Here is a 23,604-nt window from a genome sequence, read left to right as displayed (position 1 = left end):
CTAAGGTTGATCGTCTACATCCTTCTGCGGCGCATTGCGCAACACGGAAGCAATATCTTGCTCGAGTTCGGTCAAAATATCCTTAAATGATTGCTGGAATGCAGCGGCAAGGGCCGGGGCGGAGCGGTCGTTCAACGGAGTTTCCTTCTGGTAGTCCTTGCAGAAAGCGACCTTGTAGCGGGCCATCTCATCCTTGAGCAAAAAGAACTGGATCTCTATGACAGCCTTGGACTGGCCTGGCGCGCTGTAGTCCCCATACAACCGGGTAACGTTGGATTCCAGTATATAGTTGGGGCGCATGGCGCTGGAAGCTGGCACCACGTGGCTGAACAGCCCGGAACTGGAGAACCACTCGTAAATGCCTTGCGTCAGCATGTCCTGAGGTTGCACCAGGAAAAGGTTGTAATAATCGCTGTCGTATTCCTCCGACCCGATGCGGTAGGTGAATTCACGCGCTGCAAAGGTAGGCGCCACGGCAATACGACGAATCTTGAGCACTTCCCCTGCCGAAGCGGAACAAACCATGGTGTCGCGCTCCGATTGCAAAGAAAAGTATCGTTTGACGGGATCGGGCTGCTTCAAGATGGAGCCGCCGCTACAGCCTGCCAGCAGCAGCAACACCACGCTTAACAATAGGATGCGTTGAGTCGTCACGGCAGTTGCTCCGGATTGATGTGCGCCGGGGGCTCGCTGAAGAACAGCCTGGAAGGTTGCTTCTTCACGTCCTGCACCAGCTCGTTGAAGTTCTGGATCGCCGTCTTTGTGTCTTCCATGATTGCGCTGACATTGCCGCTTTCGCCCTGCAACAGATCGTTGAGCCCGCGTAGCAGCCTGTCCAGTTCTACGGCGCTGCGCCGTATGTCTTTGGATGCCTCGTCCACGTTGTTCAGTGTCTGGGGTAATTTGTCTGCGCTCTTGTTCAACGCGGGGTCGCCAAGGAGTTTGTCCAGATTTTCCGAAACCTGGCGGATCTTTTGAGCCGCCTCCTGGATGGCGACAACAGCGTTGCCCACACGGTTTTCAGAATGCTCCAGAATGCGTTTGGCGCTGGCAGCCGCATCCGAAGCGTCTGGTATGATGGTATCGGCTTTGGGGTCTTCCACAAGCACGTGGACTCTGGCGAGGGTATCGCGCAGTTCGGCCAGGCTCTGGACCAGAAGTTCGCCAATATCCTTGACGTTGGCTTCCTTCAGGGACTTGTCCAGGGTGCTGATAAAATCGTCCAGTGTCTCGGCAAAGCCAGCAAAGTTGACCTTTTCAAGATCGCGCATAACTCCGCCCACGGCGTCCAGAGCAGATTCCAGCCGGCTCATGGTGCTGGGGGCAGAAGGAAAATACAGAGATTCCGGGTCCCAGTTGATTGGCAGGGGTGGGTTGGTCTTGGGGTCGAAAAAGTTGATCTCCAGAAAGGAAACTCCGGTTAGCCCTTGAGATGTCAAACGAACCCGTAACCCCATGTCCACGGTTCTCTGCAGCCGTTCCTCTATATCTTTTATGGGCAGGAAGTTTTTGAACACTTCTTCGCGCAGTTCCATTTCTACCAGCACGTAACGCGAGGCGCGTTTGCCGTCCTTGCTTTGGGGGTACTTGTTCATGAGAAAGCCGATATTGCTTACACGGCCTATGGGAACCCCGCGGTACTTGACGGGAGCGCCGATGTCGAGTCCCTGTACGGATTCATTGAAATATGTTTCGGCTGGAATTGTGGACTGGAATAGAGCAGCGCCGCCGATAACAATTACCGTCGCCAGCAATATGCCCATGCCTGTGAGCACAAATACGCCGATTCTGAAGTACGTTCCTTTAGTAATGGACATGAGGTCTATTCCGGCTTGCGGTTGAAAAAGTTGCGTACCATGGGGTTGTCCGAATTGTCACGTAGCCATGTGGGACTTCCCTCGGCAATAATTGACTTGCTGCGTTTATCCAGCAGAATAACCTTGTCGGCTATGGTGTATATGCTTTCCAGTTCATGGGATACAATGACAAAGGTCATGCCCAGACTGTCCCGGAGTTTGAGAATAAGCTGGTCCAGGCTGGCCGAGGTGATGGGGTCGAGTCCGGCTGAAGGCTCGTCAAGGAACATCATCATCGGGTCCAGGGCCATGGCGCGCGCCATGGCGGCGCGTTTTTGCATGCCCCCGGAAAGTTCGGAGGGTAAATGGTGCTCGTATCCCAGAAGGCCCACGAGGGACAGTTTCATCCGCGCTATGAGGTCCATGGTGGCTTCGGGAAGTTCGGTAAATTCTTCCATGGGAAGCCTGACGTTTTCCAGCAGGGTCATGGAGCCAAAGAGCGCCCCTGATTGGTAGGTGACGCCGAATTTACGCAGGATGCGGTGCTGTGTCTTGGCGTCGGCCCCCACAAGCTCGTCGCCGTCGATCACGATGCTCCCTTGCATGGGGGTGTATAAACTGATGATGTGCTTGAGAAGCGTGCTTTTGCCGCATCCTGAGCCGCCCATGATCACAAAGACTTCACCTGCGTTGATATTGAAGGTCAGGTCGTGGAGTACGATGGTCTCCCCGTATCCGATACGCAGGTTGCTGATTTCGATTATGGGGCCTTTGGAATCTCGTTTTGGAGACATGCCTCACCACCCCACAATGTAGAAGCATACGGCCATGATGCCGTCCGAAACGGCGATGAGCACCAGGCCGCTGACAACCGCAGAGGTAGTGGACGTGCCCACGGAACTCGCGCCGGCGCCGGTTCGCAGGCCGCGCAGGCACCCGATGCCGGATACCAGAATGCTGAAGACCATGGCCTTGAACAGACCGCCCCATACGTCGCCAAGGTTGATGGCGGATTCCACACGCAGAATATAGGTGATGAAGGGGTAGCCAAGTTGCACCACGACCACGGCGCCCCCTGCCAGCGCGCAGACATTGAAGAATATGGTGAGCACGGGGGTCATGACCATGGCCGCGAGCACACGGGGGACGGCAAGGAACCGCACGGGGTCCAGTCCCATGGTTTTGAGCGCGTTGACTTCCTCGTTGACCGTCATGGTGCCGATTTCTGCAGCAAAGGCTGATCCGGAGCGCCCTGCCAGGAGAATGGCGGTGACAAGCGGTCCGAGTTCACGCACCATGGAGATGGTCAACAGGTTGGCGACATAGATATCCGCGCCAAAGCGTTGTAGCGGGACAGCGGACTGAAACGCCATGATAAGCCCCATGAGGAAACCTATCAGGGCCACAATGGGCAGGGCGAAAACACCGGCGCGTTCGCAAACCAGAATGAAATCCTTCCAACGAACAGAACGCGGGTGGCGCGCCACGTAGGTCATGGCGGCAACCATTTCGCCCACAAATGAAACCAGTACGGAGAGGTCGTTCCAGACATCAACCGCACTCCGGCCTACGAACTCGGCCAGGTCAAATTTGGGGCGCGCCCCTGTATCTACAAAATCGGTTGGGGCGAACATATCCAGCAAAGGGCGGAATTCCTTGCGCAGATCATGGATTTCCAGAAACTTGCCGGCGCGGCCGCGGCGAACTTGCAACTCCGTGAGCAGACCTGCCCCGGCCATGTCCATGGAATCGACCTTGGCCATGTTCAGGACAAGCTTGTTGTCACCGGACTCTTTTGCCGCCTTGAGCGCATCTTCCCATATCGCGGACACGCCATTGTAGTCCAAGTGCCCTTGCAGCTCGAGAACAACAATGCCGTTTTGCTCATAACGCTCAAGAGACGCAACAGGGCGCTCTTTTGCATTATATCCGTCCTGATGACGGGTTTTATCCCGTTTATCCTGTTCGCTCATTCCCTGGCGTATCCGTTAGGTTACCTTGGTTTGCTGATTACAGAAGCCTTGTAACATTCCAGCCATGGGATTCAAGCTGTTTCAGGGCTTCGCGAGACCCCAGGGCCGCAGTGGTTCCGTTTGCGGCAAAGACTTCCAGCGCTTCGACCAGGGGCTCAATGTCTTCGGCAGTGGCTTCAAGTACCTGTTCACGCAGGGTTTGCCGGTTTTCATCGGTATCCCCGACCAGCCAGCGTAAAAGAGATGTGAGCCCTTTGGCATCCGGCAACAAATGTTCATCCAGCGCGCCTACAGTGCCGATGATGCCGCTCTCCAACACGCTGCGGTCCTTGGCGATGGCGCGCAACGCCTTTGCTGAAGCGTCAAAGGCCTCGATGGTGGTCAGAAGGTTGGGATCGCGGTAGCTGCCCATGCTCACCACACCGGAAAGGCGATCGATGTTGCAGAAAGCGCCGTACGCGCCGCCTTGCACCCGGACGCGGTCCCACAGCCACCCAGTGGAGAGCAGCCTGGACGCGACAAGGGCGGAACCGTGAAACTGGTACTTGTCCGTGTAAAGATTGGAGGCCTTGGCCACAAAGTTGATCTGGGACGAGATGCTCATTGCCTCGTTGCAGTGCCCCAGATGGTAGGCCTTACCAGCAGGCGTGGCGAAGTCGTCGCCCAACAATTCTTCCAATGTGTTTGTGGCAGCAGCGCCGTAAGGGCCTTTTGGCAGTGCGTTGAAAAAGCTTTCCAGAACAGGCGCTACACCGCGCATGGATTTTTCGGGCGTTGTCACGTTGCACACCAGCTTGTCACGCTGCAAGACCATGCTGCGAAAATGCTCCAGGGCTTCCTGCAAGGCTTCCACTGCGTTGCGTTTGCTGCTGAGTACGGCGGTGAGGCGGCGCAGAAAAAGCAGTTGGCTGGCGCCCTGTAGGGCTTCGCTTATCGCCGCTGCCTTGGAATGGGGCGTTTCTGCCCGGAGCATGGCAATGCGATGCCCCATGGGCGCGATCTTTTCCTCCATGCCGGCCAACTCTTCCTGCACCAGCTGCACCAGTCTGGAGGCATCGGCAAAACTTGCTTCACAAAGGATTTCCTGAAAAATGTCAGTCAGGTCTCCCACCTTGAGCAGCGTGGACTTGCCGCGCATTATCAGCCGCGCTGCAACGTCGCCTGAGCAGTTCATGGCGCTGACAAAGGGGTCGGCGTCGATGCCGCCCGTTTTGCGGGCGATGCGGGTGGAGAGCTCAACGTAATCTCTGCGGCTGGTGCCCATTTCCAGCAGTGCCCTGCAGAAAAGAGGCGTCAGCAGTTTGAGAAGGGGGCGTTTTGAATACGTGGGCAGCAGATCAAAAGCCAGGTCCAGATAGAGCAGGCCATTGGTGGGAATGTCATGCAGCAGCGTTTTTACACCGCCGTATACACGCTCTTCCTTGGCGATGGTGACGTTTTCCCGCGGCAGGTCGTCAATGGTCAACCGGGGCAGGGTTGCCAGCGCATCAGGGGAATCCGGCGTTTCCTGCAGCTTGCGCAGCACGTCGGCCTCTTCTGCCAGGTGCTTTTTGCCGGCTTCGTCCAGCTCCGCCAGCTTCTGCTCCACGCGTTTTTGCTCCTCTTGGAGCAGCGTCTGCGCTAAAGTGTCGTCCGGTTCGAGCAAAAGCGTCACCCTGTGTGGGTTGCGTAACAGCAAGGTGCGTATGCAGTCTTCAAAGACGGGCTGACCGGCAGCCAGACGTTCCTTCACGCTGTTCAAGGGAGCGGCAAACGCCAAAGGCGCGAAAGGTGACTTGTCATACAGCCATTGGGTCAGACTGCGCAGCATCAGGTTGAGCCCACGGGGGAAGCGCCCTGTGTTGTTTTCGCGCAGGTCGAACTCCAGGCTGTTCACAGCGGCTTCCACCAGCTCCGCCGGGAGTCCGTCGTTTGCAAGTCCTTCGAGGGTCGAGATGATCAACGCTTCGACGCGCTCTGCATTTTCTTTGGCTATACCTTTGAGCCCCGTGGAAAAGTAGGATTGCGCCAGTTCGGTTTCCAAGCCGATGCCGACCATGTCCTCCCCGAGTCCTGAATCCAGAAGCGCCTTGCGCAAAGGCGCGCCGGGAAGGCCGACAAGGATTGTTTCCAACATCTGCCAGACAAGGGAATCCTCCACTTCCGGCGCCTGCGGAAAGAGCCAGGAAACAGTCACGAGACAACGCTCCCTGCGATGATCCTCATCTTCTTCCTGCGCATCCGCAGGGTAGGGCAGAGTAAGGGTGGCCGGCTCAGTCATGGCTGGCTGCAAAGGAACGGAGGTGTCCACATCCAGCTTCCCAAAAGGAGCGATGCACGCGTCGATCAGTTCCAGTCGTTTTTCCTCGGGGTCGTTGCCGTGGAAAAAGAACCGGGCATTGCTCGGGTGATAGCAGGTGTCATGGAAACGCTTGAAATCTTCATAGGTCAGATCGGGAATGTTGGCCGGGTCGCCCCCGGAATCCAGGCCGTAGAGCGTATCGGGAAACAGCGTCTGCTGGGCCTTTTCGTGCAATTGGGCGTCGGGAGAGGAATAAGCGCCCTTCATTTCATTATAGACCACACCCTTGAAAGCATATCCTTGCGGCGCATCCGGCGCAGGTTCAAGACGCCATCCTTCCTGCCGGAATACATGCTCTGGGATCAGGGGGTGGAATACTGCGTCGAGATAGACATCGATAAGATTGTAGAAATCCTGCACGTTGGCGCTGGCCACCGGGTAGCAGGTCTTGTCAGGAAAGGTGAATGCGTTGAGAAACGTCTTAAGCGATCCCTTTAGCAATTCGACAAAGGGTTCTTTGAGTGGGTATTTTTCTGAACCGCACAGCACGCTGTGTTCGAGGATGTGGGCCACCCCCGTGGAATCACTGGGAGGGGTGCGGAAGCTGACGCCAAAGACCTTGTTTTCGTCTTCGTTCACCAGTGACAGCAGTTCAGCGCCGCTGGCTTCGTGGCGCCACAATTTTACCGTGGATGCTATTTCTTGAATTTCTTGCTCTTCCAAGAGCTTGAAACCGTGTACCAAATCCATGTATCCTCCTGTTGCGTCCCTGTTGGATTTACATAGTGATTGACTTGTGATTTTCGCCCTGGGGCGAGGAGCATCAAGGCCTGCGTCAAGCAACAGGGTGCAAAAAATAACCTACCATGCTACAGGCATGGCGAAAGGGGTTATACATGAGCTTTGTAAAGAATAAAACTCTGATCGTCACAGGGGCTTCCACCGGGGTGGGGCGGGCACTCGCCCTGGAATTGGCGGCCAAAGGCACCAAGCTCGTGCTCAATGCACGGGGCCTTGGCACAGACAGTAAACTGGATGCGGTTTGTTCGCAATGCGCGGAGTTGGGGGTGCAGGTCGCCTGCGTCACCGGAAGCGCCGGGGATGACGCCACTGCTTCCGAGATGGTGGAAAAGGCAATGGAGCTTGGTGACTTCGTCGGCTTTATCCACGTGGCAGGGGTGCACAGTCCGGGGCCTTGCATCTGGGAACTGCAGCCTGAACAGTTTGACGAGGTTTTCGAGGCAAGCGTGCGCGGGGCTTACATGCTGATACGCCATGCCGTACCGCGGCTTTTGGAGCGCCCTCCTGAAGAAGGACGTCCTAGCGGTCTTGCTGTTTTTTTCGGTTCCGGTGCGGCGCAGATCGCCCAACCCGGGATAGCCGCCTACTGCGCGGCAAAGGCTGCAGAAGAACACCTCATGCGTCAATTGGCTGCAGAAGCACCCGAAATCTGCACCTTTGCCTACCGTCCCGGCATAGTTGACACGCGTATGCAGACCCAGGCGCGCCATGCAGAAGGCGGCGCCGCGGAAAAGCTCAAGCAGGTATTTGTGCCCTGGAAGACGCAAGGCGAGCTGATTGCGCCCGAAACATCTGCAAGGGCCCTTTTGCGCGTGCTAGAGGGCGATTTGTGGTTTCATCATTCCACTGTATTGCGGGTGGACGATTTGACCTGATGCAATTATGCTACTGAACTGCTGCCGGAAATGGGAGCATCGGCTCTTTATTCCGGCATAAATACATTGCGTCACCTGGGAGCCTGGTGCGGGGGGAAACAAATATGGTGGATAAAAGCAACCTGGCAGATCTTTTGGATGATACCAAATGGGGGCGAGAGTTCGCCCGTGACGAGGTGGAAATCATTGCGCGCTATATGAGCGTGCAGCAATTCAAGCCTGGGGAATACATCTTCAAGCAGGGCGAGCGCCAGAATTTCATGGCCTTTATCGTTGACGGCAAGGTGGACATCGTCAAGGAAAGCGCCGATGAACTGGAGATGATAGTGGTGACCCTGCTGCCCAGCACCTATTTCGGCGAAATGAGCTTTGTGGACGAGGAACCCCGCTCAGCTTCGGCCGTGGCGCGCATCGAATCGACGTTGCTCTTTCTTTCCAATGACAATTTTGATCGTATCACCAATGAACACCCGGGTCTCGCCATCAAGATTCTCAAAAACATAGCCAAGCTCATCAGCCAGCGTCTGCGCATGACCACGGGCAAATTGGTCTATACCAGAAGCTGATTGCTCAGAGCTTTGCACCGCAGTATTTACAAAAGCCTGCGTCTGCATCATGGCCTTCCCTGGCGCAGGAAGGGCAGGCCTGCGTGCTGACGGGTTGGATTTTTCCCTTGCGCCCCTTGTTTATGGTCGCCATCTCCGTCGTTACGATACCTGTGGGGACGGCTATGATGCCGTAGCCCATGACCATTATCACCGATGCCACGGCTTGCCCCAAAGGCGTCTGGGGGGAAATGTCGCCGTAGCCCACGGTTGTCAGTGTCACTATGGCCCAGTACATGCTCCTCGGGATACTGGTGAAACCGTTTTCGGCGCCTTCTATGACATAGAGCAGGGATCCGAAAAGAAGCACCATGGTCAGCACTGCAGAAACAAAAACCAGGATCTTGCGGCGGCTTTGCTTGAGCGCAAGTACCAGAAATTCCGCTTCTCCCAGATAATGGGCCAGTTTCAGAACCCGGAACACGCGGAGCAGCCTGAGTGCCCGAACCACAAGAAAGTAGCGGCTGGAAGGCAGAAACAGGCTGACGTAGGATGGCAGGATCGCGAGCAGGTCGACCAGACCGTAAAAGCTCAATGCATATTTCAAGGGGCGCTCTACACAGATGAGCCTGAGCACGTATTCCACGGTGAATATGCCTGTGAAAACCCATTCCGCCACATTCAACGCCTGCCAATGACGCGACCGTACATCCGGCATGCTGTCCAGCAGCACAGCTGCAATGCTCAGCAGAATCAATACCAGCAGTAAAACATCAAATGCCTTGCCTGCCGGCGTGTCGGCCTCAAAGATAATTTCCTGCAATTTGCGGCGCCAGGCCGCCATGTGCACTACACGTCCGTCCGTGTGACGAAAACGATGTGCGGAATAGGGCGATTTCGTACTCATAAGTGCTGTATACCAAGATTATTTCGATAACACAAAAGGGATGCCCTCATTTTTTCAGGTGAATAGCCCCTCTTGCAGAGGAGGGCTACTTCTTCCAACAAAATAACTGCGGAACAAACAAGAAAAGGCTAGGCAAGAGGTATCAAATGATGTACTAATTGTTTCAAGCAGGGAAGCATATTTAGTTGAATCTATTGCAAGAAGGGGGGAAGATGGCTGTGAACGCATCGCTTCTCGAATTGCGCAAATTCGTTGCTCCGGAATTCGTGTTTGGGCCGGGCGCCTCAGAATTGGCGGCGCAATATGTCCAGCATCTCCAGGCGCGCAAGGTCTTCGTCGTCACGGATAAAGGAGTGAGTGACGCGGGCTGGACGCGTGTAATATGCGACCAACTTGAGCAAGAAGGCCTCCCCCATGTGGTTTTTCAGGATATAAGCCCGAATCCGCGTGCTGAAGAATGTATGGAAGGCGCCGCCCTTTATGCCAGAGAAGAGTGCGACGCCATCCTGGCCGTAGGAGGGGGCAGCCCCATGGATTGCGCCAAGGGTATTGGCATAGTGCATACCAACGGCAGTCACGTGTTGGAATTTGAAGGTGTGGACCGTGTGCCCATTCCTGGCCCTCCCCTGATTTGCATTCCAACGACATCCGGTACGGCGGCGGATGTTTCCCAGTTTGCCATTATTTCCGATCAGCAGCGCAAGGTGAAGATTGCGATCGTCAGCAAGACCATGGTTCCTGATGTTGCCCTGATTGATCCTGTTCTGACAACGACAATGGACAAGGAACTGACTGCCTGCACAGGGTTGGACGCCCTGACACACGCCGTTGAGGCCTATGTGTCCAACGCGAGTTCTCCCATTACCGATTTGTTTGCCCTTTCCGCTATTTCAAGGGTGTTCAACTTTTTGGAAAAAGCCATTCAATATCCCGATGATCTTGAAGCGCGAAGCGAAATGCTCCAGGCCAGCCTGGAAGCCGGACTTGCCTTTTCCAACGCAATACTAGGGGCAGTGCACGCCATGGCCCACAGCCTGGGCGGTTTTCTGGATTTGCCTCATGGGGCCTGCAACGCTATTTTGTTGCCGTACGTCATGCAATACAATATGGAAACATGCCCGGGGCGCTTCAAGTCTATGGCGGGCGCCATGGGCATCGATATCTCTTCGATGAGCGAACAGGAGGCAGCCCAGGCCGCCATCTCGGCCGTGGAGCGGCTCAAAACGAGTGCGGGTATCACGCTTTCACTTGGTGAACTTGGTGTTACCTCGCAGGTTCTGGATGCGCTGGCGGCCAAGGCCATGGCCGACCCCTGCATGCTGACAAACCCTCGCGAAGCCAGCGCGGAAGATATTGTGCATATTTATGAGCAAGCACTCTGACAATAAACCAGGAAATGCTGCAAAAAGCGCAGAGGAGAGACGCAGGCTCATAGGTTTGGGCGAGCGCTCTTTTCACAAGAGCTATTATCCAGAGTTGCGCAAGCGTCTTGAAGAGTTGGAACGTTTTCGTACGTTGCTGGATCAGGCAAATGACGCCATTTTGCTGGTGAAATTGCCAGAGGCTCTTATCGTGGATTGCAACGAGTCTGCGGCAAGGAGTCTGCGGCTTTCCCGCGAGGAAATACTGGGAAGCCATGCCTCGGAGCTTTTTGATGATGAAAATTGCCGTGGCGTTTTGCGGACCTTGAGCAATCCCGAAGCTGCCAATTCTGGCACCCATCAAGTACTCTGCATCCATATGCCTTTGCAAAATGCTGCAACAGAAAACGATGCGCCCGAGGCCATGGAGCTGACCATTTCCATGCGCGGTATAGGTGATGAGCGCTACGCTGTCATTGTTGCCCGCGACGTCAGCAAGCGCATGCGTACAGAGCAGGCGTTGCGCGAGGCCGAGGAAAATTACCGCTCTATCTTTGAAAATGCGTTGGAAGGAATTTACCAGGCTACCTATGAGGGGCGTCTGCTCAGCCTCAACCCCGCCTTTGCATCGATTTTTGGCTACGATTCTGCGGAGCACATGCTGCAAGATGTCAATAATGTCAGGCATGACATTTACCATAAGCAAAAAGACAGGGACACTTTTCTCAAGACGCTTGTCGAGAATGATGTGGTGCGGGATTATGAACTGCGGCTGCGGCGCAAGGACGGCGTCAGAATCTGGGTTGCCGTGAACGCGCGTCTGTTCCGCAACGAGGTTGGAGAGCCCGATAAAATTGAAGGCTTTGTGGCGGATATAACTGCTCGCCGTGAATTTCAGGAGGAACTCGCCAGACTCAATCGCCGCCTGGAAAGCAAAGTCAGGGATCGAACACGTGACCTGGAGCTCAAAGCCAGGGAGTTGGAAGACGCCAACCGCAAATTGCGGGAACTGGACGCCATGAAGAATTCCCTGCTCTCTTCAGTGTCTCACGAGCTGCGGACTCCGCTGACGTCAGTGCTGGGCTTTACACGGCTTATCGAAAAAGATTTCAGTCGTGCGTTCAGCCCTTTGGCAAAGGGCAAGGCCACGCTGGAGCAGAAGGCGAACCGCATACATGAGAATCTGGAGATCATCCGCCACGAGAGCGAACGACTGACCAGAATGATCAACGATTTTCTTGACCTTTCCAAGATTGAATCGGGCCGGATCGAGTGGAACGATTGCCGGGTGAAGCTGGACGACGCCGTGAATGGAACTATTCAGGCCGTTCGCGGGACATTGGATGGCAAACCTTTTGTGACGCTGGACATCTCGCTGCCGGATGACATGCCCCCGTTGTTCATTGATCCGGACAGGCTTTTTCAGGTGCTGCACAACCTGTTGAGCAATGCAGTGAAATTTACCAATGAAGGTGTCATCAAGCTGGAAGCAACCATTACCGAGGCAGATGAACTGCACCTGGTGGTTGTCGACTCCGGCGCAGGAATTCCGGAAGAAGACCTGGAAAGTATTTTCACCAAGTTTCATCAAGTGCGCTGGGACGAAGCCCAAGGTCCCAAACCCTACGGCACGGGTCTGGGGCTGGCCATTTGCAAGCAGATCATAGAACACTACGGGGGGCGCATATGGGCTGAGTCCCCTGCAGCAGGGGGCGCTGCCCTGCATTTCATACTCCCCCTTGTCGATTCCAGACGCCTTGAAGTCGTTTAACGCCCGTCACCCGCCCCTTTTTCAGCCAACAAATTGTGTAGCGCACCCCTCCCATGAGCGGAGGGACGTTAATGGCAGCGCTTTTTTCAGCGTTCATTGCCTGTCTATTTTTGCAAAAATGTTATCTTAAGTTGTGGTAAAGATGATATTTTTGTAAAAACCTTGACTTGAATACGTTTTTTTGGTTTATTGGCGTATAGAAGTCATCTCATCATCTATGTGAATAAGGAGAATTCAATGCAGAAAGCGACCCTGGAAAAAGTATTCGAGTACGCCTCTATGCCTGTTCATGGCACCCTTTCCCGTAAATTGCGCAAAGACCTCAAGCTGCAGGTCAACGAAGGGCGCGTTTACGAGGAAGCAGTCATCTTTCTGGGGGAAGAGTTTGTACGTGTAACCGAGAAGAACGGGGATGAAGACGTCAATACCTACTACTGCTGGGAATCCATCGCCTCAATCCGCACGTACTCCAACCCCAGGGGGTAGGGGCATTGTCTTCCGGAAACGAGCATTGTTTCCAAACATGAAAAAAAACGGGCCGGATCGCCAAAGCGCGATCCGGCCCGTTTGTAATTGTGGGATGTGAGCGGCTAGAAAAGGTGTCCGCCCTGGAACACAAGGGTTGCAAGAGCAAATGCCAACACGGTGTTGAAGCCCATGCTGAACAGGGCCCAGTTCCAAGAGCCGGTTTCTTTGCGAATGGCCGCCACGGTAACAAAGCAGGGCGCATAGAGCAGTACGAAAATGATGTGGCTGAGTCCCCGCGGTAATGTCCATTTGGGGTCTTTGGCCAGTCTGGCCTGGAGGCCTTCGCTCTGGGTTTCTGGCGCTTCACTCAAAGAGTACGCCGTGGCCAGGGCGGAAACAATGACCTCCTTGGCGGCGAATCCACCAATGAGGGCGATGTTGCTCCGCCAATCAAAGCCTGCAACCTCGCTCACTGGCTCCAGCGCGGTTCCCAGGCGGCCGGCAACAGAATATTTCAGGGTATCAGCCGGTGGCAGGTCAGGATCGTCGGGCATGGGGAAGGTCATGCCCGCCCACAACAGAATGGAGATAGCCAGAATAACCGTACCGGCCTTTTTGATGTACTGCCAGGTACGCTCCCAGGCGTGGATGCACATGCCCCTGATTGTTGGGAAACGGTAGGGGGGCAGTTCCATGACAAAAGGCGTTGCCGGCCCTTTGATAAGGGTGCTGCGCAGAATTTTTGCCACAAGCAGGGCGATAACCCAGCCGAAAAGTGTGATGCCAAAGAGCGCCTGGGCCTGGTGGCTGGGAAAAAATACCCCTGCCAGCAAAATGAATATGGGGAGCTTGGCGCCGCATGTCAGGAAAGGGGCCGTCAGGATGGTGGCCAACTTTTCTTTGGGACTGCGTAGGGTTCTGGTGGCCAGCACGCCGGGCACGGCGCACCCGCCCCCTATCCCGCCGGAAATGATAAAAGGCATGACGGAGCTGCCATGTAATCCGAAAGTGCGAAAGATGCGGTCCAGCATGTAGGCCACCCGCGCCATGTATCCGGAGTCTTCAAGAAAGGCGATGAGGAAAAAGATGATGAGGATGAGCGGCACAAAACTCATGACCCCGCCTACGCCGTCGATGACGCCGGAGATCAGCATGGAGCGCAAAAGGCCTTCCGGCATCAATGCGCGTACCGTGTCACCCATCCAGGCGAAGATGGCCTCCATCCACCCCATGGGGACTTCGCCCAGGGTAAACGTGATCTGGTAAACTGCGAACAGGACGCCGATCATGATCAGCGGACCAAAAAGCCTGTGGGCAAGAATTTTGTCCAGCCTGTCGGAGAGGTCGATGCGCTCGCGCAAGGGTTCACGCGTCAGCACCCCTTGCTTGAGCAGAGAAGTGATGAACCCGTAGCGGTAGTCGGCGATGAGCGCTTCCGGATAGGTGTTGAGCGTTGCCTGGCAGTGCTCGGAAACCTTGGCGGCCATGGCTTCGAGTGCATCGGAAAGCTTGCCCGCCTTGCGCCCCAGAACCCGTACCTCGTCGTCGTTTTCCAGATACTTCAAGGCAATCCACCGTGCAGGAAAACGATCAGTGAGAAATTTTTGCTCTTCGATACGGGCGGCCATTTCTTCCAGCACGGGGTCCAGGTCAGGGCCGTAGGAAATGTTGAGTGGCGTCCAGGGCTGCCCTTTGCGCCCTGCCGCGAGACTGGCAGTGCGGCCAACGAGTTCCTTGACCCCTTTCCCAAGACGGGCAACGGTCTCCACCACGGGAAGGTGCAGCAATTCTTCCAGGCGTTCGCTGTGAATGCGCAGCCCCTGTTTGCTGGCTTCGTCCATCATGTTCAACGCCAGGATAACAGGGGCGCCCAGCTCCAGAAATTGCACTGCAAGGTATAGATTGCGCTCCAGGGCGCCGGCATTGAGCACGGCGACCACGGCGTCGGGACGTTCGTCAGCCAGGAAATTGCGGGCGACCAGTTCTTCCTGGGTGTATGCAGTCAGAGAATACGTGCCTGGCAGATCCACGACATGAAGGGTACGCTCCCCAAAGGGGACGAAACCTTCTTTTTTCTCCACGGTTATGCCGGGGTAGTTGCCCACATGCTGGCGCGCCCCTGTAAGGGCGTTGAACATGGTGGTTTTGCCGGAGTTTGGATTGCCGGCAAGGGCGATGCGCAATGTCTTGGAGGACATGGCGTCGTGATGTTGGTGCGCGTTGTGGCGCGATCCGCCATGCCCGTGGTTCATGCCTGCAGCACCTCAACAGTGATGTGGTCTGCCTCGTTGTTACGCAGGGTCAGGGTGAAGTCCTTGACGCGCAGGGCTACCGGGTCTTTGAGGGGCGCACGCCCAATGATTTTGATCTCGCTGCCGGGAACCAGCCCCATGTCGCGCATGCGCCGCATGAGCTCCCCCTGTCCGTCAATGCTGACGATACGGGCACGGTCGCCGATCTGCAGCTTTCGTAAATTTATGGTGTTGTTGTCAGTCATTGGATAGCAGACTCGCTTTTCACCACCAGTGTCGGCATTCAAAAGGGCGACACTGTGGCCAGTGCAATCGGTAATCGTTTTCACATTCTTAAAACAAGAGGCGGATCATACGGATTCCCGTTGCATGCCGCAAGTACATGATTGTGGCTTCCCCCTGGCTGGGGAAGTCTTGAGGAGGGCGCATGGGGGAGCTCCCATTGGCTCACGTAAGGAGTGTTTGGGAGGCTGCCCCATTATTTTCTAAAGTCTTCTATTTCCAGGCTGGGGCACGTGTCCCGCAATTCCTTGCTGGGCTTTCCCTGCCCGTTGTTGCAGCAACCGCACCCTGCACATGGGTCGTTGGAAGCTGCATTTTTAAAATGTCTACGGATTAGGTATAGAATTGCGGTGCAGATAATGATGCCAACGAGTATTCCTTGCAGCATAAATCCTCCAATGCTGACGCTCTACGGGAAAAGTGGCGGATTGAACGGCGTGTCAGCTGAGGTGGCTTGTACCGTTGCCGCCATTGCTGGGCGGGCTGGCAGAGGACGCGTTACCGCACGGGCAGGTTGCGTTTTCGCTTGCAACATCATGGCCGTAGACTCTGCTGGCCATGCCGTGCCCAATGGCTACGTTGCTTCCCCTGACTTTTAACAAACAAGGGCCGGGCCCCTGAGAACATACTTCTACCAATGTGCCTGGTGTCAGGCCCAAGGCGCAAAGCCTTCCGCGTGCTTTGGGGCATTCGCAGAGCTTTTCAATACGTACCCGGCTGCCAGCCGGAAATTGTGGAAGCGACATGCTTGTTGTGGTCGCCATAAATCTCTCCCTTTGTGCTGGGAAAGAAATAGTTGTGTTGAAAATGAATGTCAAGTTCCATGATCTTGATTCTCTTTGTCAAATCATGGAACACACTGAAACAACAAGGAGAAAAGACATTATTTCTGTCCTGGGAGAAGTGGAAGCGGAGGGCAGTTCAGGGTTACGGCAGCGCCGCGTATAAATTCCCCCTGCAAAAGCGGCACCCCAAAGGCGCGCGATATGGCTTGACTGCATGCCTGCAGAAGCATTTCTTTTGAGAGCAGGGGCAAGGAATTGAGTCGTGTCAGGGCCTTATCCACCGCCTGCAGCGTGACTGCTTCCTGCTGTGGCTCCTGCAACGTATCCAGGCCACAGGCCCGGGCTCCTGCCAGAAAGCGCGCACCCGCATCCGTTTCATGAGCGGAATCCCCCCAATAGGCCGTGGCATACATCAGCAGGGCGCAGTCTGTGGCATAGGATGCCAGTTTCTTTCGGGCTGATTCGCATTCCTCAGGCAAGGGAGGCGGGGGCGGAGGTTTTACAGCATCCGGGGTATATTTGTTGTGTAGGAGCTGCTCCATGGCCTTGCGCAACATCCATTCAAAGATGGAGATGCGGCGGTCTGCCCCGATCAGGGCATGAAGCGTTGCAACAAGTTCCTCAAGGGCGTCCGCTTCAAGGTCTATCAACGTAACGTGCGTGGTATCCAGCAAGGGAAGCCACACCGCTTTTGGGGCTGAATCCAGCAACAAGCCAAGCTCCCTGGCCAGGTCATGAAACGGCAGGTCGCAGCGGTCGAAAAGCGTATCAGCAGTCATTCGCCGGGCCTTGCCCTCTGTACGTGAGAGCACCATGGCGCAGAGCAGGGCCGGTGCTTCGTGTTGTGATCGCGCCGCGGCTATTATTCTGTCCGGAAGGCGTGAGAGCATTTTGCGGGCATGGCTTTGGTGGACGCGCATCGTTTCAATGACTTCACCGACAACTCCTTCCCTTATTTCTGTCAGCCGCGTGAATCCTGCCATTTCGGTAAGGCTTTGCGCCTGCACCACGCGCCGTATTGCTTCCTCGTCCACAGGAGCGTCCTCAGGCAGTGGCCCGGCATACTGTGGGGCTATCCGCAAGATGCGCTCCTTCAAGGGAGGGTGCGTTGCCAACATGCGTGAAAGCCAGGTGTTCAGACCTGCGGCAAAATACAGATGGCTTGCCTGGGGCGCTCTGGGCGTACGTAACACGGTGCCCTGTTCGCAGCCGCCTGCCGTGAGCAGCACCTGAATAAGGGCCTGAGGGTTGCGTGTGTAAGAAACTGCAGCTGCGTCAGCAAGAAATTCTCGCTGTCGCCCCACAGCGGCCTTGAGCAGGGTGGCGCAAAAACCGCCAATGCTGCCGATGGCGAACAACACTGCGCCGGCGATAACTCCGGGAATGAAGCCTTCCGTATCGCCGGGACCATTTGAAACGGTATTTGTGCTGGCTTTGAGCAGCACGTGGCCGGTCAGGCTCAAAAAAACAATACCATGCACATGGCCAATGAGCTTGAGGTTCAGACGCATGTCACCGTTTAGAATATGGCTGAACTCGTGGGCTACCAGGGCTTGCAGGCTGTCACGTTTGAGAAGTTCGGCAGCGCCCCTTGTGATACCGATAACGGCTTGATGTTCGTTGAGGCCGGCGGCAAAGGCATTGACCCCGGGTTCACCATCCAGAAGGTAGACCAGGGGGGGGGTGGTCATCGAGGCGATGGCGACTTCCTCCACGACATTGAGCAATCTGCGTTCGATGGGAATGTGCGTATCCTGACGGATAAGGCGGCCCCCCAGACTTTTTGCAAGGGCTTCGCCCCCGCCTTTTTGGAGTTGACGCATCTTCCATAGGGAAGCTGTCAGGATTAACAGACCAGTGGTCAAGGCCACCAGCAACAGAACTAACGGCACGTTCAGGGGGGGCTGTCCGTCAGTTGTAAACATCTGAAAAATGGGAAGGACCAGGGCCAGAACGCCGGCCACGGAAAGAACCACCATGCCGACTACGCCTAGGGTTCCCAAAAATAGATAGAACAGCAGACTGCCTGTAGCCTTGCGGGCTTGCTCCTGATTGTCTGCAATGCCCATGCTCCCCCCTGTGGCAAAGAAAGACGTGTGAAGCTGTACCAGATCGCTTAGTTTCTGGGTGCTGCGGAAAGGCTTGCTTCAAAATCGACAGGCTCAGTGGTTCTCAGGTCCAGAAAACGCTCCTGCTGAAATCCCAGGCCGCCTGCCACGATGAGTGCCGGAAAGGACTCGCGCCAGGAATTGTATGTGGCAACAGCGTCGTTGTATGCTTGTCGCGCAAAGGCAATACGATTTTCGGTGGAACGCAATTCTTCCATAAGGTCCAGGGTGTTTTGCCCGGCTTTGAGGTCGGGGTATTCCTCCACATGGAGCAGCAGACTGCGCAAAAGCGCTGTGAGTGCGTTTTCTGAGCGAGCCAGGTCGCTGAACGTTTCTTCGGAATTGAGTTGCGGCGGAAGGCGGCGCAGGGCCGCGATGGCGTCATTGCGTGCCATGGTAACGGCTTCGAGGGTCTCGCGCTCATGCTTCATGGCGCCTTTTACAGTGGCCACAAGACGGGGCACCAGGTTGTGGCGGCGCCTAAGCTGTACATCTATTTGCGCAAAGGCATTGATGCAGCGCTGCCGGAGAGAGACGAGCCTGTTATAGGCCTGCACTGCGCCAAACAACAAACACAGGACCAGCAAGGCTGTAAGGATGAGGGTGGTGAACATGCGGTCATGGTAACATGCTCCCGCGCTCTTAGGAAGCGCCTGCACTGCAGTATCTTCTTACCTTTAAGAGCGCGGGAGCGTTATTGATTACAATTATTTCACGAGTTGCCAGTCGCCGTTGACTATTTTCACCATTTCAAACGCGTCGGCGGAAAGTCCGTTATGGTCTTCGGCGGAGAAGTTGAAGACGCCCCCTGTTCCGACAAAGCCGGTGGTTTTTTCCAAGGCGTCGCGGATGGCCTGTGGTTCGGCAGAACCAGCAGCATCAATGGCGTTGAAGACCAGCATCACGGCGTCCCAGCCGTGTCCGCCAAAGGCGGAAACAGGTGCGTCAAAGGTTTCTTCATAGTCTTTGATGTATTGTTTGAGCACTGGCTTCTGGGGGTTGTCGTCGGAAATCTGATCGGCAACGATCAGACGCCCCGCTGGAAGCATGATGCCTTCTGCAGCGTCGCCGGCCAGTTCAATGAACTTTTTGGAGGCCACACCATGGCTCATGTACAGCGGCGTCTGGATACCGAGCTGCGTGCGGTTGCGGGCTACCACTGCCGGACCGGGGTTGGTGCCCCAGCAAATGATGGCGTCCGGCTCCAGCCCCTTGATCTTGGTCAGTTGGGCGGTCATGTCGGTGTCCTTGGGGCCATATACTTCGTCGGCAACGAGTTCAAACCCCTTTTCAGGCACCAGTTCCCGCATCACGGCGCGGCCGGCCTGGCCGTATCCATCGGATACGGTGATGATGGCCAGCTTCTTGTACCCCTGGGCAGCGGCATGCTCCAGGATACGTTGCACGGCGTGGCGGTCGCTTTGCGGGGTCTTGAATACCCAGGGATTGACCGGCTTAACGATCTTTTCGGCCGCAGAGCAGGAAACCAGGGGAATTTTGGCTGCGGAAAACTTGTTCATGATCGCCAGGGTATTGCCGGATGTGGTGGGGCCGACAACCGCGACCACACGGTCCTTTTTCAGCAGCTTGTCGGTGTTCAGCACCGATTTGTTTACGTCGGTTTCGTCGTCATAAATGATGATCTCAACAGGCCGGCCGAGGAGCCCGCCCTTGGCATTGATCTGTTCCTGTAGCATTTCCGCGGTGTTTTTTTCTGGCTCCCCCAGGAAGGATGCGGGACCCGTGGCCGAAAAAATTGCGCCGATCTTGATGGGGTCCTGGGCGAAAGATGTCCATGGCGTGAGCATACACAGAGCCATTGCCAGAAGCAGAGCCGTCCGGATCATTAGTTTCCCTCCTCGGGGTGTTTCGCTCCCTATGCGCAACAACTATCCTCCCAAGTCAGACAAGGGGAGGACGCCATTCGCTACACGGTGTGCGGCATATGGTTTTCTACCAGTGGCAGGTGGGTAGACGCGGCAACCCTACTTATGCGCGTCCTTTTCGCTGTTTGTTATGAAAATGGAGGGATGTCAAGAGTTGACGCAAGAATGGGGCGTGTGTGCTGCCTCATGTGGTAGGGAATTTTGCTGCAAAAAAGGGGGGACGGCAGCCAGGAAGAGGGGGGCTCCTGGCTGCACACTGCCCAAAAACAGTCAGCTTGGCTGATACCCCTCATCCTTGGGAAGCGAGCCTTTCATGGCGGCGGCTTTGGCAAGTTCGTCGCAGCGTTCGTTATCGGGGTCTCCAGCGTGCCCCTGCACCCAGTGCAGCGATATGTCATGTTCTTCTAGCAAGGGGAGGAGGCGTTGCCACAGATCCTGATTTTTAACAGGTTTTTTTGCGGCGGTTTTCCAACCATTGCGCTGCCACCCTTTTAGCCAGTTTTTCTCTACAGCATCGCGCAGATAGCGCGAGTCGGTGTAGAGGTCTATCTGGCATGGCTCGGTGAGAGCGGTAAGTCCTTCGATGGCGGCCAACACTTCCATGCGGTTATTCGTCGTTGGGGCGTATCCTCCTGAGAGTTCAAGGGTGTGATCTTTGTACCGCATGACGGCAGCCCAGCCGCCGGGGCCGGGATTGCCGAGGCAGGCGCCATCCGTGGAAAGTTTGATGTTCTTCATGGTATCCTTAAAATGGTGAAAAGGGCGTGCTTATTGCGCCTGCTTGGGCTCTGCCTGTGTGTTCTCGCTGGCAGTATTCTGAGGTGGGGCGATTTTGGAGCGGAATTCTTCGCTCTTGGGCATGCTCAGGGTACTGCATTTGTGGTAGATGTCACCCAGCGCAGACAGCAGGCCTTCAGGCCATTCACCCCGTTTGAAGGCAGGGGCGAAATACGTTTGGCCAACGTTGTTTACAAATTCAGGACCAAGCGCAGCGCCCACCAAAGGGGGCAGAACCACTTGCACACGCTGTTGGGCAGGGTGCACACCAAAAAACATGGTTTTGCTGTCGAGTTCAGGAATTTCAAAATTTTCGTCGCCGATCCAGACCTTTATTTCCACACCAAATTGCTTTTTGAACAGGGTAGAGAAATCGTTCAGTTGCGAGCGCATTTCCGGACTCAGGGCATCACCCATGTCCACCACCGTACTTTTTGACTCGAAGTTCTCCACTGTTTTTGCGGCGTTGAGCCAAAAAAGCCAGCAGGTGACAGCAATGACGGCTAGAAGCCCCATAAGGCGCAGAAAAACTTCCGAGCCTCTCTTGCCGCGAATCAGCGGCACTCTGTTGCCACGACGGGAAAAAAACACGTTTTACCTCACTTGCCCCAGGGAGTAAGTTGTCAAAAGGTGGCATGCGACTCCCATGTTCAGCAACGTAGTGGCCTGTGCCTTGCCGCCTTGTCAAGAGTGCGCGGACTCTGGAAATCGCACAGATGTTCATAACTTGATGCCTTGGCGTAAGGCGGCTATGCTGCAGAAGCGGATTCGTTCTGAACTGATGGGGGGACCATGAGCTATCACGACATGAGGCAGTTTATAAACGAAAGCCTGGAAGCAATAACGGAGCGAAATCGCGACGTTAAAAAAGTGACCCTGTGGGGGATGCTGGCCAACCTGCTGTTGGCCATCTTCAAAATGAGCGCCGGCTCGTTGGCCTGTAGCCAGGCTGTGCTGGCGGACGGCGTGCACAGTCTTTCTGATTTGGGAACAGACATCGCCGTGCTGGTGGGCATGCGGTTTTGGTCCGCCCCTCCGGATGGTGACCATCCGCACGGGCATGGTCGCATCGAGACCCTGGTGACGGTAGGTATTGGCCTGGCCCTGGCCGCCGTGGCAGTGGGGCTTGGTTGGGAGGCCCTGGGAACTGTCCGCAATCAGGAAGTCGCCCAGCCTGGATGGATTGCATTTTGGGCGGCGATCATTTCAGTGATAACCAAGGAAGGGCTCTATCACTGGACGGTTCGGGTAGCGCGGCGGACCAATTCTTCCGCCCTGGAGGGCAATGCCTGGCATCACCGGTCCGACGCATTGAGCTCGCTGCCTGCGGCTGCAGCCGTGGCTGTGGCCGCCATCTGGCCTGAGTGGTCCTTTGTGGACCGCGTTGGCGCCATTATCGTTACCCTTTTTATTTTGCAGGCCGCGTGGAAGATTACCTTTCCCGCGTTGCAGCAGCTTATTGACCACGGCGCGTCAGAGGATCAGGTCCGGCGTATCGAAGAGGTCGCCAAGGCCACGCCCGGCGTGATGGAAGTGCACGCAGTACGCTCCCGCTACCTGGGGCAGGGGTTGCAGGTGGACCTGCATGTGCTGGTCGATCCTGACCTCACCGTACGCGAAGGGCACGCCATTTCTGAAAAAGTGCGGCTGCGGTTGCTGGAGCTATGCCGCAAGGTGCAGGACGTTGTCGTGCATCTGGAGCCCTATGTTCAGGAAGAAATAGATCCTTCCGACAACTGAGCTTCCTCTTTTCTTGCCGTGGTTTTGCCCATTCTTGCCGCGCGTGTTCCTTCCCATACCAGCAACAGCACGCCTGTAAGAACAAAGCACCCTCCCACATACCCAATGGGGCGGAAAAATTCGCCCCACCAGATGAAGGCGAGCAGGGCGGCCAGGACTGGCTCCAGGTTTGCCGTCACCGCAACCCGTGTGGGGTCCAGAACCTTGAGCCCCACGCAATAGGACATGTAGGCGCCATAGGTGGTGAAAAAGCCAATACAAATGAAGACTATCCAGATCAGGGTGCCGTCTTCGCCGGCGAAGGGGGGCCATGCTGTGAACTCCACAAAAGGAAAAAGCCCCACCGCGCCAATGGCCATGGTGTAGAGATAAAGGGTGGCGGCGCTGTAGTCGCGCAGGTAGCGCTTGCCGAAAATATAATGCAGGGCATAGGTCAGGCCAGAGAGCAGACCGCATCCCACGCCAAGGGGGCTGACTTCTTCCAGGGCAAAGAGACCATCGCCTCCGGCTCCGCCGGCGCTGCCGAGGGAGACAAGGGCCGCACCTGCCATAGCCACAAAAAGGGCCAGAAGTTTGACAGGGGTCATGGGCTCGCGAAAAATAATCCAGGAGAGCAGGGCAACCCATGCGGGCGCCGTATACAGCAGCATGGAGGCCAGGGCTGCGCCGCTTTCCTGCACGGCTACCTGATAAGCGCCGAAAAAGACCGCGATACCCGTGAGGCCAAAAGCGATAAAAACGGGCAGGTCCCGAAGCTTGATACGCCACTGGTCGAATATCAGGCAGTGCACCAGGTAGAAAAAGGCGCCGCAACAAGCGCGCCAGAACCCTGTTTCCAAAGGGGTGGCGCCAGCCTGAAAGGCGAGTTTTGATGTGGGGCCGATGCATGCCCAAAGCAGGGCCGCAAGAACCACGAAAAGATAACCACGAATAGCCATGCCGCCTCCGGATGCCTTCACTGTCGCAAGCAATTCTTTTACGACGCAAAATGAAAGA

At 55.8% G+C, this 23,604-nt stretch carries 23 protein-coding genes; 6 read left to right on the top strand and 17 right to left on the bottom strand.

Annotated elements, in window-relative coordinates:
• From ACZ5EH_RS21990 to ACZ5EH_RS21970, 5 genes are read right to left on the bottom strand one after another with little or no spacing between them, the layout of a single operon-like run.
• Positions 1 to 654 carry an ABC-type transport auxiliary lipoprotein family protein gene (locus ACZ5EH_RS21990; RefSeq protein WP_464275996.1) on the bottom strand — a complete coding sequence of 218 codons (654 nt, stop codon included), beginning with the start codon at positions 652 to 654 and terminating at the stop codon, positions 1 to 3.
• Positions 651 to 1,817, bottom strand: coding sequence for an MlaD family protein (locus ACZ5EH_RS21985; protein WP_464275995.1), 1,167 nt, complete (start codon positions 1,815 to 1,817; stop codon positions 651 to 653). Before ACZ5EH_RS21985 ends, ACZ5EH_RS21990 begins: the two co-directional genes overlap by 4 nt.
• Positions 1,818 to 1,822: 5 nt before the next feature.
• Positions 1,823 to 2,590, bottom strand: a complete 768-nt coding sequence (locus ACZ5EH_RS21980; protein WP_464275994.1) for an ABC transporter ATP-binding protein — start codon at positions 2,588 to 2,590, stop codon at positions 1,823 to 1,825.
• Positions 2,591 to 2,593: 3 nt separating this feature from the next.
• Positions 2,594 to 3,769: an ABC transporter permease gene (locus ACZ5EH_RS21975; protein ID WP_464275993.1), complete on the bottom strand. Its 1,176-nt coding sequence runs from the start codon at positions 3,767 to 3,769 to the stop codon at positions 2,594 to 2,596.
• A gap of 37 nt (positions 3,770 to 3,806) precedes the next feature.
• The gene (locus ACZ5EH_RS21970; RefSeq protein ID WP_464275992.1) at positions 3,807 to 6,800 is read right to left on the bottom strand and encodes an insulinase family protein; all 2,994 of its coding nucleotides are present in this window, start codon (positions 6,798 to 6,800) and stop codon (positions 3,807 to 3,809) included.
• A 146-nt stretch (positions 6,801 to 6,946) separates the two neighbouring features.
• Here ACZ5EH_RS21970 and ACZ5EH_RS21965 point away from each other — a divergent pair, with 146 nt between their 5' ends.
• Both ACZ5EH_RS21965 and ACZ5EH_RS21960 read left to right on the top strand, forming a co-directional pair.
• Positions 6,947 to 7,726, top strand: a complete 780-nt coding sequence (locus tag ACZ5EH_RS21965; RefSeq protein ID WP_464275991.1) for an SDR family NAD(P)-dependent oxidoreductase — start codon at positions 6,947 to 6,949, stop codon at positions 7,724 to 7,726.
• A 104-nt stretch (positions 7,727 to 7,830) separates the two neighbouring features.
• Entirely contained in the window at positions 7,831 to 8,292 is a 462-nt protein-coding gene (locus ACZ5EH_RS21960) for a cyclic nucleotide-binding domain-containing protein (protein ID WP_464275990.1), read from the top strand.
• A 4-nt stretch (positions 8,293 to 8,296) separates the two neighbouring features.
• Here ACZ5EH_RS21960 and ACZ5EH_RS21955 read toward each other — a convergent pair whose 3' ends face one another.
• Positions 8,297 to 9,178: an ion transporter gene (locus ACZ5EH_RS21955; RefSeq protein WP_464275989.1), complete on the bottom strand. Its 882-nt coding sequence runs from the start codon at positions 9,176 to 9,178 to the stop codon at positions 8,297 to 8,299.
• A gap of 212 nt (positions 9,179 to 9,390) precedes the next feature.
• Here ACZ5EH_RS21955 and ercA point away from each other — a divergent pair, with 212 nt between their 5' ends.
• The 3 genes from ercA to ACZ5EH_RS21940 all read left to right on the top strand — a co-directional run bounded on the left by ercA (position 9,391) and on the right by ACZ5EH_RS21940 (position 12,796).
• Positions 9,391 to 10,560, top strand: a complete 1,170-nt coding sequence (gene ercA / locus ACZ5EH_RS21950; RefSeq protein WP_464275988.1) for an alcohol dehydrogenase-like regulatory protein ErcA — start codon at positions 9,391 to 9,393, stop codon at positions 10,558 to 10,560.
• Positions 10,544 to 12,310 carry a sensor histidine kinase gene (locus tag ACZ5EH_RS21945; RefSeq protein WP_464275987.1) on the top strand — a complete coding sequence of 589 codons (1,767 nt, stop codon included), beginning with the start codon at positions 10,544 to 10,546 and terminating at the stop codon, positions 12,308 to 12,310. Before ercA ends, ACZ5EH_RS21945 begins: the two co-directional genes overlap by 17 nt.
• 237 nt (positions 12,311 to 12,547) lie before the next feature.
• Positions 12,548 to 12,796: a hypothetical protein gene (locus tag ACZ5EH_RS21940; protein WP_464275986.1), complete on the top strand. Its 249-nt coding sequence runs from the start codon at positions 12,548 to 12,550 to the stop codon at positions 12,794 to 12,796.
• Between the two features lie 104 nt (positions 12,797 to 12,900).
• On the opposite strand, the gene feoB is transcribed toward ACZ5EH_RS21940, so the two are convergent.
• The 10 genes from feoB to ACZ5EH_RS21890 all read right to left on the bottom strand — a co-directional run bounded on the left by feoB (position 12,901) and on the right by ACZ5EH_RS21890 (position 21,459).
• Entirely contained in the window at positions 12,901 to 15,030 is a 2,130-nt protein-coding gene (gene feoB / locus ACZ5EH_RS21935) for a ferrous iron transport protein B (protein WP_464275985.1), read from the bottom strand.
• Positions 15,027 to 15,275 carry a FeoA family protein gene (locus tag ACZ5EH_RS21930; RefSeq protein ID WP_464275984.1) on the bottom strand — a complete coding sequence of 83 codons (249 nt, stop codon included), beginning with the start codon at positions 15,273 to 15,275 and terminating at the stop codon, positions 15,027 to 15,029. Before ACZ5EH_RS21930 ends, feoB begins: the two co-directional genes overlap by 4 nt.
• A 233-nt stretch (positions 15,276 to 15,508) precedes the next feature.
• Entirely contained in the window at positions 15,509 to 15,700 is a 192-nt protein-coding gene (locus ACZ5EH_RS21925; RefSeq protein ID WP_464275983.1) for a FeoB-associated Cys-rich membrane protein, read from the bottom strand.
• A gap of 52 nt (positions 15,701 to 15,752) precedes the next feature.
• Positions 15,753 to 16,058, bottom strand: coding sequence for a FeoA family protein (locus ACZ5EH_RS21920; protein WP_464278346.1), 306 nt, complete (start codon positions 16,056 to 16,058; stop codon positions 15,753 to 15,755).
• Positions 16,015 to 16,137: a hypothetical protein gene (locus ACZ5EH_RS21915; RefSeq protein WP_464278356.1), complete on the bottom strand. Its 123-nt coding sequence runs from the start codon at positions 16,135 to 16,137 to the stop codon at positions 16,015 to 16,017. The genes ACZ5EH_RS21920 and ACZ5EH_RS21915 overlap by 44 nt, the downstream gene beginning before the upstream one ends.
• Positions 16,138 to 16,195: 58 nt before the next feature.
• The gene (locus tag ACZ5EH_RS21910; protein ID WP_464275982.1) at positions 16,196 to 18,166 is read right to left on the bottom strand and encodes a M48 family metalloprotease; all 1,971 of its coding nucleotides are present in this window, start codon (positions 18,164 to 18,166) and stop codon (positions 16,196 to 16,198) included.
• Positions 18,167 to 18,213: 47 nt separating this feature from the next.
• The gene (locus ACZ5EH_RS21905) at positions 18,214 to 18,819 is read right to left on the bottom strand and encodes a LemA family protein (RefSeq protein WP_464275981.1); all 606 of its coding nucleotides are present in this window, start codon (positions 18,817 to 18,819) and stop codon (positions 18,214 to 18,216) included.
• Between the two features lie 93 nt (positions 18,820 to 18,912).
• Positions 18,913 to 20,052 carry an ABC transporter substrate-binding protein gene (locus tag ACZ5EH_RS21900; protein ID WP_464275980.1) on the bottom strand — a complete coding sequence of 380 codons (1,140 nt, stop codon included), beginning with the start codon at positions 20,050 to 20,052 and terminating at the stop codon, positions 18,913 to 18,915.
• Positions 20,053 to 20,361: 309 nt separating this feature from the next.
• Positions 20,362 to 20,829, bottom strand: coding sequence for a ribonuclease HI (gene rnhA, locus ACZ5EH_RS21895; RefSeq protein ID WP_464275979.1), 468 nt, complete (start codon positions 20,827 to 20,829; stop codon positions 20,362 to 20,364).
• A 30-nt stretch (positions 20,830 to 20,859) separates the two neighbouring features.
• Positions 20,860 to 21,459, bottom strand: a complete 600-nt coding sequence (locus ACZ5EH_RS21890) for a hypothetical protein (protein WP_464275978.1) — start codon at positions 21,457 to 21,459, stop codon at positions 20,860 to 20,862.
• 216 nt (positions 21,460 to 21,675) lie between these two features.
• Here ACZ5EH_RS21890 and ACZ5EH_RS21885 point away from each other — a divergent pair, with 216 nt between their 5' ends.
• On the top strand, positions 21,676 to 22,608 hold the full coding sequence (locus ACZ5EH_RS21885; protein ID WP_464275977.1) for a cation diffusion facilitator family transporter: 933 nt from the start codon (positions 21,676 to 21,678) through the stop codon (positions 22,606 to 22,608).
• Here the strand turns inward: ACZ5EH_RS21885 and ACZ5EH_RS21880 are convergent.
• Positions 22,578 to 23,546, bottom strand: coding sequence for a DMT family transporter (locus ACZ5EH_RS21880; protein WP_464275976.1), 969 nt, complete (start codon positions 23,544 to 23,546; stop codon positions 22,578 to 22,580). The genes ACZ5EH_RS21885 and ACZ5EH_RS21880 overlap by 31 nt on opposite strands.
• Positions 23,547 to 23,604: the final 58 nt, after the last annotated feature.

The organism is Desulfovibrio biadhensis, assembly GCF_055388615.1.
Note: the sequence above shows the minus strand (reverse complement) of the source record. Positions and strands in the feature narration are given on the sequence as shown.

What these genes read in the sequence shown, in the direction of transcription:
- ACZ5EH_RS21980 (WP_464275994.1), bottom strand. Translation starts at nt 2,590, where the DNA reads ATGTCTCCAAAACGAGATTCCAAAGGCCCCATAATCGAAATCAGCAAC.
- ACZ5EH_RS21885 (WP_464275977.1), top strand. Translation starts at nt 21,676, where the DNA reads ATGAGGCAGTTTATAAACGAAAGCCTGGAAGCAATAACGGAGCGAAAT.
- ACZ5EH_RS21960 (WP_464275990.1), top strand. Translation starts at nt 7,831, where the DNA reads ATGGTGGATAAAAGCAACCTGGCAGATCTTTTGGATGATACCAAATGG.
- ACZ5EH_RS21910 (WP_464275982.1), bottom strand. Translation starts at nt 18,166, where the DNA reads ATGGGCATTGCAGACAATCAGGAGCAAGCCCGCAAGGCTACAGGCAGT.
- ACZ5EH_RS21970 (WP_464275992.1), bottom strand. Translation starts at nt 6,800, where the DNA reads ATGGATTTGGTACACGGTTTCAAGCTCTTGGAAGAGCAAGAAATTCAA.
- ACZ5EH_RS21945 (WP_464275987.1), top strand. Translation starts at nt 10,544, where the DNA reads ATGAGCAAGCACTCTGACAATAAACCAGGAAATGCTGCAAAAAGCGCA.
- ACZ5EH_RS21955 (WP_464275989.1), bottom strand. Translation starts at nt 9,178, where the DNA reads ATGAGTACGAAATCGCCCTATTCCGCACATCGTTTTCGTCACACGGAC.
- feoB (WP_464275985.1), bottom strand. Translation starts at nt 15,030, where the DNA reads ATGAACCACGGGCATGGCGGATCGCGCCACAACGCGCACCAACATCAC.
- ACZ5EH_RS21975 (WP_464275993.1), bottom strand. Translation starts at nt 3,769, where the DNA reads ATGAGCGAACAGGATAAACGGGATAAAACCCGTCATCAGGACGGATAT.
- ACZ5EH_RS21915 (WP_464278356.1), bottom strand. Translation starts at nt 16,137, where the DNA reads ATGGAACTTGACATTCATTTTCAACACAACTATTTCTTTCCCAGCACA.
- rnhA (WP_464275979.1), bottom strand. Translation starts at nt 20,829, where the DNA reads ATGAAGAACATCAAACTTTCCACGGATGGCGCCTGCCTCGGCAATCCC.
- ACZ5EH_RS21905 (WP_464275981.1), bottom strand. Translation starts at nt 18,819, where the DNA reads ATGTTCACCACCCTCATCCTTACAGCCTTGCTGGTCCTGTGTTTGTTG.
- ACZ5EH_RS21930 (WP_464275984.1), bottom strand. Translation starts at nt 15,275, where the DNA reads ATGACTGACAACAACACCATAAATTTACGAAAGCTGCAGATCGGCGAC.
- ACZ5EH_RS21985 (WP_464275995.1), bottom strand. Translation starts at nt 1,817, where the DNA reads ATGTCCATTACTAAAGGAACGTACTTCAGAATCGGCGTATTTGTGCTC.
- ACZ5EH_RS21940 (WP_464275986.1), top strand. Translation starts at nt 12,548, where the DNA reads ATGCAGAAAGCGACCCTGGAAAAAGTATTCGAGTACGCCTCTATGCCT.
- ACZ5EH_RS21965 (WP_464275991.1), top strand. Translation starts at nt 6,947, where the DNA reads ATGAGCTTTGTAAAGAATAAAACTCTGATCGTCACAGGGGCTTCCACC.
- ACZ5EH_RS21920 (WP_464278346.1), bottom strand. Translation starts at nt 16,058, where the DNA reads ATGTCGCTTCCACAATTTCCGGCTGGCAGCCGGGTACGTATTGAAAAG.
- ACZ5EH_RS21880 (WP_464275976.1), bottom strand. Translation starts at nt 23,546, where the DNA reads ATGGCTATTCGTGGTTATCTTTTCGTGGTTCTTGCGGCCCTGCTTTGG.
- ACZ5EH_RS21900 (WP_464275980.1), bottom strand. Translation starts at nt 20,052, where the DNA reads ATGATCCGGACGGCTCTGCTTCTGGCAATGGCTCTGTGTATGCTCACG.
- ACZ5EH_RS21925 (WP_464275983.1), bottom strand. Translation starts at nt 15,700, where the DNA reads ATGCTGCAAGGAATACTCGTTGGCATCATTATCTGCACCGCAATTCTA.
- ercA (WP_464275988.1), top strand. Translation starts at nt 9,391, where the DNA reads ATGGCTGTGAACGCATCGCTTCTCGAATTGCGCAAATTCGTTGCTCCG.